The organism is Variovorax sp. 350MFTsu5.1 (genome assembly GCF_048302515.1).
In the GTDB taxonomy this organism is placed as follows: domain Bacteria; phylum Pseudomonadota; class Gammaproteobacteria; order Burkholderiales; family Burkholderiaceae_C; genus Variovorax; species Variovorax guangxiensis.
In genome coordinates this window covers 837062-849782 of record NZ_CP157620.1, presented here as the reverse complement: position 1 = coordinate 849782, position 12721 = coordinate 837062, and the positions used below count along the sequence as shown (strand labels likewise).

The 12721-nt window shown below is 66.6% G+C and carries 11 protein-coding genes; 5 read left to right on the top strand and 6 right to left on the bottom strand.

Annotation, left to right across the window (positions count from 1 at the left end; all coding sequences use genetic code 11):
- Window positions 1-92 precede the first annotated feature (92 nt).
- Window positions 93-818 carry a winged helix-turn-helix domain-containing protein gene (locus ABL843_RS03725; protein WP_418119003.1) on the bottom strand — a complete coding sequence of 242 codons (726 nt, stop codon included), beginning with the start codon at window positions 816-818 and terminating at the stop codon, window positions 93-95.
- 370 nt (window positions 819-1188) lie between these two features.
- Window positions 1189-3138 (bottom strand): ATP-binding protein, encoded by a 1950-nt coding sequence (locus ABL843_RS03720; RefSeq protein WP_418119002.1) that lies wholly within the window; start codon window positions 3136-3138, stop codon window positions 1189-1191.
- Window positions 3139-3209: 71 nt separating this feature from the next.
- On the opposite strand from ABL843_RS03720, the gene ABL843_RS03715 reads away from it, so the two are divergent.
- Window positions 3210-3950, top strand: coding sequence for a response regulator transcription factor (locus ABL843_RS03715; RefSeq protein WP_418119001.1), 741 nt, complete (start codon window positions 3210-3212; stop codon window positions 3948-3950).
- Between the two features lie 38 nt (window positions 3951-3988).
- On the opposite strand, the gene ABL843_RS03710 is transcribed toward ABL843_RS03715, so the two are convergent.
- The 3 genes from ABL843_RS03710 to ABL843_RS03700 all read right to left on the bottom strand — a co-directional run bounded on the left by ABL843_RS03710 (window position 3989) and on the right by ABL843_RS03700 (window position 8659).
- On the bottom strand, window positions 3989-5350 hold the full coding sequence (locus tag ABL843_RS03710; RefSeq protein ID WP_184634370.1) for a sigma-54-dependent transcriptional regulator: 1362 nt from the start codon (window positions 5348-5350) through the stop codon (window positions 3989-3991).
- Between the two features lie 7 nt (window positions 5351-5357).
- Window positions 5358-7220: a sensor histidine kinase gene (locus ABL843_RS03705; RefSeq protein WP_418119000.1), complete on the bottom strand. Its 1863-nt coding sequence runs from the start codon at window positions 7218-7220 to the stop codon at window positions 5358-5360.
- Window positions 7221-7306: 86 nt separating this feature from the next.
- On the bottom strand, window positions 7307-8659 hold the full coding sequence (locus ABL843_RS03700; protein WP_126021728.1) for a dicarboxylate/amino acid:cation symporter: 1353 nt from the start codon (window positions 8657-8659) through the stop codon (window positions 7307-7309).
- A 261-nt stretch (window positions 8660-8920) separates the two neighbouring features.
- Between ABL843_RS03700 and ABL843_RS03695 the strand changes: the two genes are divergently transcribed.
- Genes ABL843_RS03695 through ABL843_RS03685 form a run of 3 tightly spaced genes read left to right on the top strand, consistent with a single transcriptional unit; the run spans window position 8921 to window position 11514 of the window.
- Window positions 8921-10339: an MFS transporter gene (locus ABL843_RS03695; protein WP_418118999.1), complete on the top strand. Its 1419-nt coding sequence runs from the start codon at window positions 8921-8923 to the stop codon at window positions 10337-10339.
- 40 nt (window positions 10340-10379) lie between these two features.
- Complete coding sequence (locus tag ABL843_RS03690) at window positions 10380-11078, top strand: aspartate/glutamate racemase family protein (RefSeq protein WP_418118998.1); 699 nt, start codon at window positions 10380-10382, stop codon at window positions 11076-11078.
- Window positions 11079-11112: 34 nt separating this feature from the next.
- Window positions 11113-11514: a PaaI family thioesterase gene (locus tag ABL843_RS03685; RefSeq protein ID WP_126021625.1), complete on the top strand. Its 402-nt coding sequence runs from the start codon at window positions 11113-11115 to the stop codon at window positions 11512-11514.
- Window positions 11515-11553: 39 nt separating this feature from the next.
- Here the strand turns inward: ABL843_RS03685 and ABL843_RS03680 are convergent, their stop codons facing one another.
- Entirely contained in the window at window positions 11554-11910 is a 357-nt protein-coding gene (locus tag ABL843_RS03680; RefSeq protein WP_126021626.1) for a hypothetical protein, read from the bottom strand.
- Window positions 11911-12308: 398 nt separating this feature from the next.
- Between ABL843_RS03680 and ABL843_RS03675 the strand changes: the two genes are divergently transcribed.
- On the top strand, window positions 12309-12662 hold the full coding sequence (locus ABL843_RS03675; protein ID WP_418118997.1) for a hypothetical protein: 354 nt from the start codon (window positions 12309-12311) through the stop codon (window positions 12660-12662).
- The last annotated feature ends 59 nt before the right edge of the window (window positions 12663-12721 follow it).

Sequence of the window (12721 nt, the reverse complement as noted above, 5' to 3'; positions counted from 1 at the left end):
TGCATCCCGAAAAGTAAAAAACAAAAGGATGGCCGGCGCCCGAATTACAAGCGCTGGCCCAACAATTGCCCGCGATGCAGGCAACCCTCAATTCATCTGAGGAACATCGGCGAGACGGTGTGCAGCTTGTATCCCTGGCCGAATACGGCGCGCAGCATCAATCCATTGGCCGGTTCTATATTGAGCTTCCTGCGAATCTTGAAAACGCAGACATCCAATGCGCGAGAGCGCAGGCTGACGGTGTCCCGCCAGAAAAGGCCATAGAGCTGCTCGCGGCTCAAAAGGCAATCCCTGTTCCTGAACAATTCGAGGGCGAGGTCGAATTCACGAGGCTGCAGGTACATTTCCCGCTCTTCGTGGAACACACGGCGTTCGCTGATCTGGAAACGGTAGCCCCGGTAGATCAGGAGCTCGTTTCTTCCCGCGCCATATGCAGCGAGAGTGGTGCGGTGAAGCAGGCCCTGGGCTTTCGATCTGACCTCGTCCAGATCGAAGGGATGAAGCACGAAATCGAAATTCCTCTCGCCCGAAAACTCACGTTCGATGCCCTGTTGTGCAGCGACGCTGTCGCTGTTGACGGCGAACAGCAGCGGCGCGTCTATCAGGGCGCGGACCGAGTCCAGCCACTGCACGGTGGCGTCCACGGGCAACGGCAGCAGGACCAGCCCCGAGCGCTGCCCTGCCTGAAGCGAGCCGATGAAATCGCCCAGCAGATCGAAGCCGTCGGCGTGGGACTGCTCACGCTGGTGCGGCGGCAGATAAATCAGCTGGGATTTGTCCAGGCTCAGGACCTGGGCGCGAGACTCCGGCGAAACCATTCCAAACTCTCCGTTCAACGTTGGATTTCATGGAGAGCGCGTTCACCGCATCCCCATGATCCCTTTCGGGCTGGGGAATGTATCTATTTACAATCGGATCAGACAATGTCGGTCATTGACTTCAAATGACCTACATTGACCAATTCATGCATGCATAAAACTTTTGTGTAATGGATGGAAGAAAATCACAAAGTTGGGGGAGGAGCCAGAAAACTTCTTGTCCTGGCCTAAAGTCAATGCGCATTAATGACGATGAATGTCATCAAATGCTGCCAAAGACGCTGAAAACGTTTTCTTTCTGGCATCGAAAAATTCACGCTTCGCCACGGCGTGCCGAAGGCCTCCACGCCGTCGGGGAAGCCCGCCGATTTCAGCGCGGCAGCCCGATGGGAGTCGGTTGCAGCGGAATCGTCAGACGGAACACCGTGCCCTCGGCATCGCTGGAGAGCAGCACCACGTCTCCGCCGTGCTGGCGGGCGATGGTCCGCGAGATGTGGAGCCCCAGCCCCGAGCCGGGCACCTGGGTCGACGTGACTCCCCTGAAGTAGCGCTCGAAGAGGCTGCCTCGCTCGCCGTCGGGGATCGGTTCTCCCTGATTGCAGACCGTCACACTGAAAAGCCCTGCCCCGGATTCGCATCGCACCGTGACCGCCGAATCGGCAGGCGAGTACTTCAGGGCGTTGTGAACCAGGTTGCGGATCGCCATTTCGATTCTTGCCGGGTCGCCCTCGCACATCGTCCGCTGCGCTGGCGCCTCGACGCCGAGGCGGGCGTTTTCTTCGGGCAGCCCGACGCCCCGGACGCTTTCGATCACCTCGCGCAAATCGAAGCTGCGTGCGGCGGGCCTGGGGGAACCGGTCTCCAGCGCGTCGTCCTGCAGGATGTTCTCGATGAGCACGGCGAGGCGGCGGGTCGCCTTGCGGATCTTGCCGACGGCGCGCTTGACCGCCTCGTCCCGGCCTGAGGGCGACAGTTCCAGGGCATGCGCCACAGCGTCGACAACGGCGAGCGGCGTGCGGAACTCGTGCGAGACGACAGCGACGAATTCGCGCTGGCGCACCCGTTCCTCCAGCGCCGTCTTGGCGACTTTCATCGAATCGAAGGCGCGCTTGCGCTCCGCGCGCAGCGCAAGTTCCGCCCGCCGTGAACGGCTGGCCACCGCGAAGTTGAGCATTGCCAGGTTCGCGAGCTGAAGCATGGGAATCCAGAACTCGAGGATGAACGGCTTCTTCATGGTCACGAACCCCAGCAGCACCAGCAGGTAGAAGGTCCAGGACAGGTTCACGCAGGTGAAGACGACGGCCGCCAGCAGGTAGTGGAACGCCCGGTGGCGGACCATCAGCCAGACGACGAACCCGAGGTTGAAGAAGCCGACCGTGATCTGCAGGTAGGCCGCCGCATGGATGGCGGCGTCCACCCCGCCCGCCGAAAGTACCGCCATGGCCGCGAAAGCCAGCGCCGCGGCCTTCATGAACCAGGCCGCCCGCGGCGAGTAGCTGTCGTAGTCGAAGAACCGCCACGCGAACACGGCGGCGATCGACATCAGTGCACCCGAGCTCGCATCGACGAAGCGGTCGGCCACCAGCGGCGCATCGGGAAACATCAGCGAGCTCGCGTAGCCGAGCATGGAGGCGACGGCCACCAGCATGGAGAACAGGAAGAGCGCGTAGACCGGGTAGATGCCGTTGCGCAGCCAGACCCAGAAGATCAGGTTCATCAGCACCATCACGCCGATGGCACCGGCGAACGCCGAGAGGAAAGCAATCCGGCTCGCCTCCGCCCGCTCCAGCCCGGCCCGTTGCCAGACGTGCAGGCACAGGGGAGCCAGGCCATGCGTCTTCACCCGCACGTAATAGGTTTCGGGCGATGAGCCCACCACGACGGGGAAGGCCATCATGCTGCTGCGGATGGCCCGGTCGACGAAGGGCTGCTGGTCGCCCAGCCGGTCGACCGAAATCCTGCCGGAGGCATCGCGTCGGTAGACCTCCACGTCGTCGACCCAGTTGGGGAATATCTGGATGGCCCATTGCGAAAGCGCGCCGGGCTCCTGCTGCAAGGAAAACCTGATCCAGTAAATCTCGCCCGCCCGAAGTCGGCCGAGGCGGGTATCTCCGGCTATAAACTCCACGCCGCCGCGGGCTGAAATAATGTCCTCGATGGAAGTATTTCCGGATGTATCAATGAATATTTCCTCTTGGCCGAGCAACGAGACGGGTTCTTTCAGCCCTTGATCGCTGCGAAGCACAAGAGCATGTGAACAAAGCGAAATCAGCCACAGCGCCATCCCCGCGATCAAAACAAGACATCTATTTCTTTTCATGTTGTTGATATTGTCCGGCGAATCTTCGGCGCCAGCAGCGCGTCGCAGCCGAGACCGAGGAGAGGTGCATCATGAATATTCCGAACTCCAATACCGATAAAAAGATAACCGTCTACCTGATCGAGGACGAAGAAGACCTTCAGGAAGCACTGGTCTACAGCCTCGAGCAACTGGGTTTCAAGGCCTCCGGCTTCTCGACGGCGGCGGAGTTCTACAGGGCCTACGCGGTCAATCGATGCGACGTGGTAGTGATCGACATCGAACTGCCGGACGAGAACGGTTTTTCGATCGCCCAGCACCTGCGTTCCGCCAGCAATGTCGGGATCGTCTTCGCAACCGCGCGCGGCGACCTCAGCGACCGGGTGCGCGGCCTGCGCGGCGGCGCCGATGCCTATTTCGTGAAGCCGGTGCATGCCGAGGAGCTCGCGGCCTCGATCGAAGCCATCTACCGACGCATCAAGGCAGCCGAGGCGAGCGCCGGCCGGGCGCTGCAGCCGCATCAACCCGAGACGCCGCGCGGCACGGGGCGCTGGGTGCTCAAGGAAGGCGACTGGATCCTGTACGCCCCCGATGGCCGGGCGCTGCGCCTCACGATGTCGGAGCGCGCCATCGTCACCAGCCTGTTCAAGCAGCGCAACAAGCCCGTCGACCGGACGCAGCTCGCAGCCGCGCTGGGCGGCGGCGATCTCGAGAACTTCGACCTGCAGCGCGTCGATGCCGTGGTCAGCCGGCTGCGGCGCAAGGCGACGGCGGCGGGCATTTCACTGCCGCTGCATGCAGTGAGAGGCACCGGCTACCAATTCCAGACCTGAGCTCAAGAGCGGGCCGCCCGCAGGATGCGGCTGCAGCCCTACTTGAACTCGTCGACCGTCAGGCCGAGCTTGCGCACCTTGTCGTGCAACGTCTGCCGCGCGATGCCCAGGGCGGCGGCCGTGGCGGGCTGGTCGCCGCGCTGGCGCCGCAGTTCCTCGACGATCACCGCGCGCTCGAACGATTCCACCTGCTGGGGCAGACCCCGCGGCAAAGCCGGCACACCCTGCGCGCTGCCATGCGTCTGCGTCAGGCGCTCCCCCAGGAGCCCCAGCACGAAGCGGTCGGCCACGTTGCGCAGCTCGCGCACATTGCCGGGCCAGGCGTAGGCCATCAGGTCGGCCAGCTGCGCGTTGCTCAGCAGCGGCGCGGGCCGGTCGTAGCGGGTCGCGGCCTGGAGCGTGAAATGCTCGAACAGCAGCGGGATATCTTCCCGACGCTCGCGCAGCGGCGGCAGCTCGATGAAGGCCACGCCCAGGCGGTAGTACAGGTCGGCCCTGAACTTCTGCTGGTCGCTCATGGCCTTGAGGTCGTCCTTGCTCGCGGCCACCACGCGGCAGTCGAAGGGAATGGTCTTGTTGGAGCCGATGCGCTCGATGCTGCGCTCCTGCAGCGCGCGCAGCAGCTTGATCTGCACCGCCATAGGCATGCTCTCGATCTCGTCGAGGAAGAGCGTGCCGCCGCTGGCGTATTCGAACTTGCCCACGCGCATGCGGCTCGCGCCGGTGAAGGCGCCGGCCTCGTGGCCGAAGAGCTCGCTCTCGGCCAGCGACTCGGGCAGCCCGCCGCAGTTCAGCGGCACGAAATGCTGGCGCCGGCGCGCGCTGTGGTCGTGCAGGCAGCGCGCGACCAGTTCCTTGCCGGTGCCGGTCTCGCCGTAGACCAGCACGTCGGCCGACGTCTCGGCCAGCGTCTTCACCGTCTGGCGCACCTGCTGCATCTGCGCCGAACGGCCTATCAGCACCGACTGGATGCCCTGCCAGTTCTCCAGCGCGTCGCGCAATGCGCGCACCTGCAGGCTGAGCTGCCGCCGCTCGATGGCGTGGCGAACGATGGCCACCAGCCGCTCGGAGCTGAAGGGTTTCTCGATGAAGTCGTAGGCGCCCTCGCGCATGGCCTGCACGGCCATCGCGATGTGGCCGTGGCCGGTGACCAGGATCACCGGCAGCTCGGGGTCGACGCCGCGCAGCTCGGGCAGCCACTCGGTGCCGCTCAGGCCCGGCAGGCGCACGTCGCTGATGACGACGGCCGGCACGCCGAACGAGATGTGCGCCCGCGCGCGCTCGGCGCTCGGGAAGGACTCGACTTCGAAACCGGCCAGGGTCAGCACCTGGGTGGTGCTGACGCGGACGTCTTCGTCGTCCTCGATCAGCATCACCCGGATGGCAGGGGCTTCGCTCACTTGGGGATCACTCCTGTTGTGCAATGGAAAGGGCGTCGGCAACCGGCGGGTTGCTGCTGCTGTCGTGGATCACGGCAATCGCCGCCGGCAGGTCGACGACGAAGCATGCCCCGCCGCCGTCCAGGTTGGCCGCGCGCAGCGTGCCGTCCATGGACCGCACCAATTGTGCCGAGATCACGAGCCCCAGTCCCAGCCCCGACCCCGCCGCCTTGCCGGTGACGAAGGGTTCGAACAGCCGCTGCAGGATGTCCGGGCGGATGCCCGGGCCGGTGTCGGTCACCGACAGCAGCACACGGCCCTCCTTCGGCCGTGCTTCCAGGCGCAGCTTGCGTACCGGCGCGTCCTGCATCGCGTCGATGGCGTTGCGCATCAGGTTGGCGAGCACGCTGCCGAGCGCGGCCTCCTCCGCCATCACGCTCAGCGCGGGCGGCTGCACGTCGACCTCGATGGCGACGCGCTGCTTGCGCGAAGCCTCGGCCACGATCACCTGCGCGTCGGCGATCGCATGCGACAACAGCACCGGCGCCAGCGGCAACTCGCTCTTGTAGGCGAAGGTGCGCAGCTGCGAGGTCAGCCGCGCGAGCCGGTCGACCATGCCGCGGATGCGCTCGAGGTTGCCGCGCACGTCCTCGAGGCGGTTCTTGTCGAGCAGGATGGACGCGCTTTCCGAGAGCGTGCGCATCGCGGTGAGCGGCTGGTTGAGCTCATGCACCACGCCGGCCGACATCTGCCCCAGCGCCGCCATCTTGCCGGCATGCACCAGCTCGCCTTGCGCCGCGCGAAGCTGCGCGGTGCGCGCGGCCACGGTCGATTCGAGCGTGTCGTGCGCCGCCTGCAGCGCAGCCTGGTTCGCAAGCTTCTGGCGCACGGCGCGGCGCCGCTGCCACAGCGCCACGGCCACCAGCAGCAGCACCGTCATCGCGAGGCCGGCGGTGATGGCCGCGTTGCGCGCCGCCACATGCAGCGGCGCGAGGTTGTCGAGCACCACCAGCTGCCACGGCGCGCCGCGCAGGGTGCGGGCAGAGGCGAGCTGATCGACGCCGTCGAGCGAGATCACCTGCACGTCGCGGTCCAGCGCTTCCTTCTGCGTCCACTGCAGCGGCTGCAGCGCGGCCTCGCCGTAGGGCCGCGAGCGCAGCACCTCGGCGCGCTGCAGTGCGTCCAGCGGCAGCAGCGGCCTGAACTTGATGTCCTCGCGCGTCGAGAGAATAACCACGCCGCGCTGGTCGATCAGCGCCACGTCGCCCGGCAGCTTGCGCCAGGCGCGCTCGGCTTCTTCGAGGTTGATCTTCACCGCCACCACGCCGCGCGAGGCCTGCCCGCGTCGCAGCGCATACGACAGGTAGTAGCCCGGCTTCTTGCTGGTGATGCCCACGCCGTAGAAGCGGCCCCTGCCCTGCCCCAGCGCGTCGATCACGTAGGGCCGGAACGACAGGTCCTGGCCCACGGTGGTGCCGGGCTTGTCCCAGTCGGAAGCCGCCAGCGAGGTGCCGGAGGCGTCGAGCACGTAGAGCATTTCCGCTCCGGCCGCGGCGTTGACGCCGTCGAGGTAGCGGTTGACCGAATCGCGCAGCCGCATGTCCGACGGCGTGCCGAGCAGGGCCGGCACCAGGGGCGTCATCTCCAGCAGCGCGGGCAGGTAGTCGAAGCGGGCGAGGTCGGCGTCCAGGCCGGTGGCGAGCATGTCGAGCCGGTGGTCGGCCGCTTCGCGCAGCCGGGCCAGGCCGGTCTGCATCGCGACCTGATAGCCCGCGAAGGCGGCCACGGCCACCAGGGCCAGCGCGCCGCCCCATCGGGGCAGGCCGCGCCATCCTCTCGTCGCCTGGTCGGAGTGTGGGTCTAGACGCCGGGCCGGCTCCCTTGGATTCATGGGCCCGTTATTGCACAAGGCCGGGCCGCCCGCATTAGTGGCAGCCCGATGGCCCCAGGGCGGGGCCGGAGGGAGCGGAAAAAAGATCAGGAAGCCTGGCGCGCGCCGCTGGCAGGCATGTGCGTCTCGGTGGCGTCGAGCACGCGCTCGGGCTCGTCGGCCTCGGCCGTGCTTTCCTGGTTCAGGTGCTGGTTCATGCGCACGGTGTCGAGGTCGCCCGTCCACTTGGCGACCACGAGGGTGGCGACACCGTTGCCGATCAGGTTGGTGAGCGCGCGGGCTTCCGACATGAAGCGGTCGATGCCCAGGATGAGCGCCAGCCCCGCCACCGGCACGTGCCCCACCGCCGACAGCGTGGCCGCCAGCACGATGAAGCCGCTGCCTGTGACTCCGGCCGCGCCCTTCGAGGTCAGCAGCAGCACCGCCAGCAGCGTGAGCTGCTGCGTCAGCGTCATGTCGGTGTTGGTGGCCTGCGCGATGAACACCGCCGCCATCGTCAGGTAGATGGAGGTGCCGTCGAGGTTGAACGAGTAGCCGGTCGGAATCACGAGGCCGACCACCGACTTCTTCGCGCCCAGGTTCTCCATCTTGGCCATCATGCGCGGCAGCACCGATTCGCTGGACGAGGTGCCCAGCACGATCAGCAGCTCTTCCTTGATGTACTTGATGAACTTCCAGATGCTGAAGCCGTGGAAGCGCGCAATGAGCCCCAGCACCACGAAGATGAAGAGCAGGCAGGTGGCGTAGAAGGTGGCCATCAGCTGGCCGAGCTGCAGCAGCGAGCTCACGCCGTACTTGCCGATGGTGAAGGCCATGGCACCGAAAGCGCCGATGGGCGCGACCTTCATGATGTAGCCGACGATCACGAAGAGCACGTGCGAGCCCTTCTCGATCACGTCGAACACCAGCGTGCCGCGGCCGCCGAAGCGGTGCAGCGCGAAGCCGAACATCACGGCGATCAGCAGCACCTGCAGGATCTCGCCCTTGGCGAAGGCGTCAACCACGGTGTTGGGAATGATGTTGAGCAGGAAGTCGGTGGTGCTCTGCATCTTGCCCGGGCCGGTGTAGGCCGCGATGCTCTTGGTGTCGAGCAGGCTCACGTCGACGTTCATGCCCGCGCCGGGCTTGAGCACGTTCACCAGCACCAGGCCCACGATGAGCGCGATGCTGCTGACGATCTCGAAATACAGCAGCGCCATGCCGCCGGTCTTGCCGACCTTCTTCATGTCCTCCATGCCGGCGATGCCCACCACCACCGTGCAGAAGATGATCGGCGCGATGATCATCTTGATCAGCTTGATGAAGCCGTCGCCCAGCGGCTTCATCGAAGCGCCGGTGTCGGGATAGAAGTGGCCCAGGAGCACCCCCAGCACGATGGCCGTGATGACCTGGAAGTACAGGGATTTGTAGAAGGGTTTGGGGGCGGTCTGGTGTTCCATGGGGGTGCTCATTGGTTTGTCTCCAGGTTCGTGACCGAGCCCCGCATCAGGGGCGCACGGCCGGCCGGTGGTTCAGCAATCGACATGCCACGGCCGGCAAGGGCTGGGGCGCGCCCTAAGTCCTTGATTTCACGGGGCTTTTCTTCATGCGGCGCGAGGCGCCCCGCCGACGATCCGGATGCCGCCGACCGGCCCCGTCCGACCTTCCGGATCGTTAACTCCGGGTAAACCCTAAACACCCGGCGGTGTCAGACTCGGCGCATGAACGACAACGCCCAGCCTGCCGCGGCCACGGAAAGCGCCTCCAGGCGCATCGCGCTCACCGTTGCGGCCGCCTTCTTCATGGAGACGCTGGACGCCACCGTCATCGTCACGGCGCTGCCGGCCATCGGGGCGGCCTTCGGCATCGGCGCTCTGGACGCGAGCCTGGGCGTGACGGTCTACCTGATCGCGATGGCGGCGCTGGTGCCTGCCGCCGGCTGGTGCGCGGGGCGCTTCGGCGCGCGGCGTGTGTTCGCGCTGGCGGTCGGCACCTTCACCCTCGCCTCGCTGGCCTGCGGGCTCGCGCCGAGCTTCGAGTTCTTCGTCGCGGCGCGCGTGCTGCAGGGCGCGGCGGCCGCCTTCATGTCGCCGGTGGGCCGGCTGGTGGTGCTGCGCGAGACGCCGAAGCACCGGCTGATCGAGGCCATCGGCACCATCACCTGGCCGGGGCTCATCGCGCCGGTGATCGGGCCGCCGCTGGGCGGGCTGATCGCCACGCATGCCTCGTGGCACTGGATCTTCCTGCTGAACGTGCCGCTGGGCCTCGCCGGCCTGTGGCTGATCATGCGGCTCTTTCCGCGCCGGGCCGACACGGCGCCGGTGCGCTTCGACGCCACCGGCTTCGTGCTCACCGCCATCGCGCTGGCCGCGCTGGTCGAGGGCCTCACGCGGCTGGGCGGGCCACAGCCGGGCTCGGCCGCCACGCTCGGCCTGCTGGCCGCCGGCGTGGTGGCCACCATGGCCGCCGTGCACCATGCACGCCGCGTGGCGACGCCCCTGCTCGACCTTCGCGCGCTGGCGGTGCCGACCTATGCGCTGGCCACCGCGACGGCCGGCTTCATCTCGCGCGTCGCGATCAACGCATCGCCCTTCCTGCTGCCGCTGATGTTCCAGATCGGCTTCGGCATGAGCGCCTTCCAGGCCGGCTCGATGCTGCTGGTCTACATGGCCGGCAACCTCGTGATGAAGAGCGCCACCACCGCGGTGCTGCGGCGCTTCGGCTTTCGCCGCGTGCTGACGGTGAACGGCGCGATCTGCGCCGCCACGCTGTTCGGCTGCGCGCTGCTGTCGCCCGGCGATCCGCTGCCGTGGATGTGCGTGCTGCTCTTCGTGGCGGGCATGGCGCGTTCGATGAACTTCACCGCCATCAACACGCTGGCCTTTGCCGACGTGCCCGACGAGACCCGCGCGGGCGCCAGCACGCTCGGCACCATGCTGCAGCAGGTGTCGCTCGCGCTCGGCGTGGCGCTGGGCGCGATGGTGCTCGGCGCATCGCAGGCGCTGCGCGGCGCGGCGGCCGTGGAGCTGGTCGATTTCCACCACGCCTGGTACGTGGTCGGCCTGCTGATGGCCATCGCGACGCTGATGATGCTGCGGCTCGACCGCCATGCGGGCGTGGCGGTGTCGCGCAGAGCGTGAGAACATCGTCCGCTGCCTTTCCTTGACGGAGATTCGCTTCATGCAACTTCACATCGGCATCGTCGGCTGCTCGGCCGAAGGCGCTGCGCTCTGCTATCGCACGCTGTGCGTCGAAGGCGCGAGCCACATGGGCCACGCGCATGCCCACCCCGAGGTCTCGATGCACACGCATTCGCTCGCGGCGTACGTGGACTGCCTGGACCGCGGCGACCTGGGCGGCGTCGCGCAGCTGATGCTGTCGTCGGCGGGCAAGCTCGCGGCGGCCGGCGCCGACTTTCTTATCTGCCCCGACAACACCATCCACCAGGCGATGCACCTGGTGCTTCCGAAGTCGCCACGGCCTTGGCTGCACATCGCCCAAGTCGTTGCGGCCGAGGCCGTGTCGCGCGGCTTCCGCAGCGTGGGCGTGCTGGGCACGCACTGGCTGGTGAACAGCGAGGTCTATCCGCAGGCGCTGTCGGCAGCCGGGCTCGAGGCCGTGCGGCCAGGCACCGAGGAGCGCGCGACGATGGGCCGCATCATCATGGACGAGCTGGTGCGCGGCGTGATGAAGCCGGAGTCCACCGACGTGCTGCGGCGGATGATCGACGGGCTGAAGGCACGCGGCTGCGATGCCGTGGTGCTGGGCTGCACCGAGTTGCCGCTGGTGCTGAACGACGGCAACTCACCACTGCCCACGCTGGACTCGACACGTCTGCTGGCCCGCGCGGCGCTGCGGCGCGCTACTACCACCGGCTGAGCCTTCGCTCCTAGATACAAGCAAGGAGACATTCATGCCAGACATCGCCGCGATGCAGAAGCTGCTGGACACCATCTTCCCCGGCCTCATGGGCGTGCGGCTCACCGAGCTGGCGCCCGAGCGCGTGGTCGCGCTAATGGAAGTGCGGCCCGACCTGTGCACCGCCGGCGGCATCCTCCACGGCGGCGCCTACATGGCCTTCGCGGACACGCTGGGCGCGGTCGGCACCATCGTCAACCTGCCCGAAGGCAAGCGAACGACGACGACCGATTCGAGCACCAAGTTCATCGCCGGAGCGCGCGTGGGCACCACGGTCACCGGCACCAGCGTGGCACTGCATCGCGGGCGCACGACCCAGGTGTGGCAGACCTCGGTGACCAACGCGGACGGCAAGCTGTGCGCTGTCGTCACGCAGACGCAGCTGGTGCTCGACTGAGGCGCACTGCCGCGCCAGCGGCTGCGCATTCGCTCGATCTCAATAGCGGTCTTCGTAGTAGCGGCGATGCTGCTCGCGCTCCCACTGGCGGCGGCGCCACTCGCGGCGCTCTTCCCAGCGCTGCGCACGACGCTCTTCCCAGCTGGGTCCGGACTCGTAATAGACAGGCGCCGGAGCGGAATACACCGGGGCCGGCTGGTAGTAGGTCGGTGCCGGCCGCGAGTACACGGGTGCCGGCTCGTAGTAAACCGGTGCGGGCTCGGTCACGACCACGCCGGGTACGTTGATGCCAACAGACCAGCTCGTGCCCGCGTTGGCGGATGCGGCGGCGAACAAGGCGCCGGCGGCGAGGAAACCTGCGGCGACCAGCTTGAGCGTGGATTTGGGGAAAGCCATTTCTTTCATCTCCTGAAGGGCAAGAAGCTGCCCTGATGCGCTTCCAACGCCTGGCTGCGCGGTGTGGCGCACATCGGGACGGTGAAGAACGTTCCTAAATGTCACGCTGGGCTGTGATCTGCAGGGACGAAAGGCCTGCTGGCTATACTGCGCCCGTCATGCCGCAAGAAGGTGTGACCGGGATTGGTCTCCCGTTGAAGCTCTGCGACGAAAGCCGCAATTTCCCCGCAGGGTCTGCGGCTTTGTCGTTCGTGCCTCCAGTTTTGGCGGCTCGATGGGCGGGCGCAAGCCCGGCCGGTTCTCGCAAGAGCTTCCCGGTAGACCAACCCGTCGAGTCGCCGCCCTCGATTGGTCTCGGGAGCGGCGGTTTTAGCAAACCGAAGCTCTTGGAGGCCGTCATGGCTAAATCCGCTCGCGCATTCACGCGCACGCCCCCTCACTCCGCCGAAGAACCCGTTGCGGCGCCCGACGCAGCGTCAAAGTCGCCCCCTCTTCAGCACAGCCCCGAATCATTCGCGCTCCAAGTAGGCGACGACATCACAAGCATTCGCGACGTGCACAGCGCATACGCGTGCCTCGAAAAGCTCATCGTGCCGCTGCAGGTGAATGACTGCGAAGATGTCTACCCAACGCGCTCCGAACTCGGCGCGCTGGTCCGGCTGATCAACGAAGCGCTGCATCGGCGCATCGACGTTGCGGACGGCACGATCAGCTCTCTGCGTGAGGTTCTGCGGGAGAGTTGTTCGACCTAGATATGGATCGGCTCCGGCGAAAGCTCCAGCCCTTGGATATGCTCCCGCATCCACCGCTC

What these genes read in the sequence shown, in the direction of transcription:
- ABL843_RS03705 (WP_418119000.1), bottom strand. Translation starts at nt 7,220, where the DNA reads ATGAATCCAAGGGAGCCGGCCCGGCGTCTAGACCCACACTCCGACCAG.
- ABL843_RS03685 (WP_126021625.1), top strand. Translation starts at nt 11,113, where the DNA reads ATGCCAGACATCGCCGCGATGCAGAAGCTGCTGGACACCATCTTCCCC.
- ABL843_RS03680 (WP_126021626.1), bottom strand. Translation starts at nt 11,910, where the DNA reads ATGGCTTTCCCCAAATCCACGCTCAAGCTGGTCGCCGCAGGTTTCCTC.
- ABL843_RS03725 (WP_418119003.1), bottom strand. Translation starts at nt 818, where the DNA reads ATGGTTTCGCCGGAGTCTCGCGCCCAGGTCCTGAGCCTGGACAAATCC.
- ABL843_RS03720 (WP_418119002.1), bottom strand. Translation starts at nt 3,138, where the DNA reads ATGAAAAGAAATAGATGTCTTGTTTTGATCGCGGGGATGGCGCTGTGG.
- ABL843_RS03690 (WP_418118998.1), top strand. Translation starts at nt 10,380, where the DNA reads ATGCAACTTCACATCGGCATCGTCGGCTGCTCGGCCGAAGGCGCTGCG.
- ABL843_RS03675 (WP_418118997.1), top strand. Translation starts at nt 12,309, where the DNA reads ATGGCTAAATCCGCTCGCGCATTCACGCGCACGCCCCCTCACTCCGCC.
- ABL843_RS03715 (WP_418119001.1), top strand. Translation starts at nt 3,210, where the DNA reads ATGAATATTCCGAACTCCAATACCGATAAAAAGATAACCGTCTACCTG.
- ABL843_RS03700 (WP_126021728.1), bottom strand. Translation starts at nt 8,659, where the DNA reads ATGGAACACCAGACCGCCCCCAAACCCTTCTACAAATCCCTGTACTTC.
- ABL843_RS03695 (WP_418118999.1), top strand. Translation starts at nt 8,921, where the DNA reads ATGAACGACAACGCCCAGCCTGCCGCGGCCACGGAAAGCGCCTCCAGG.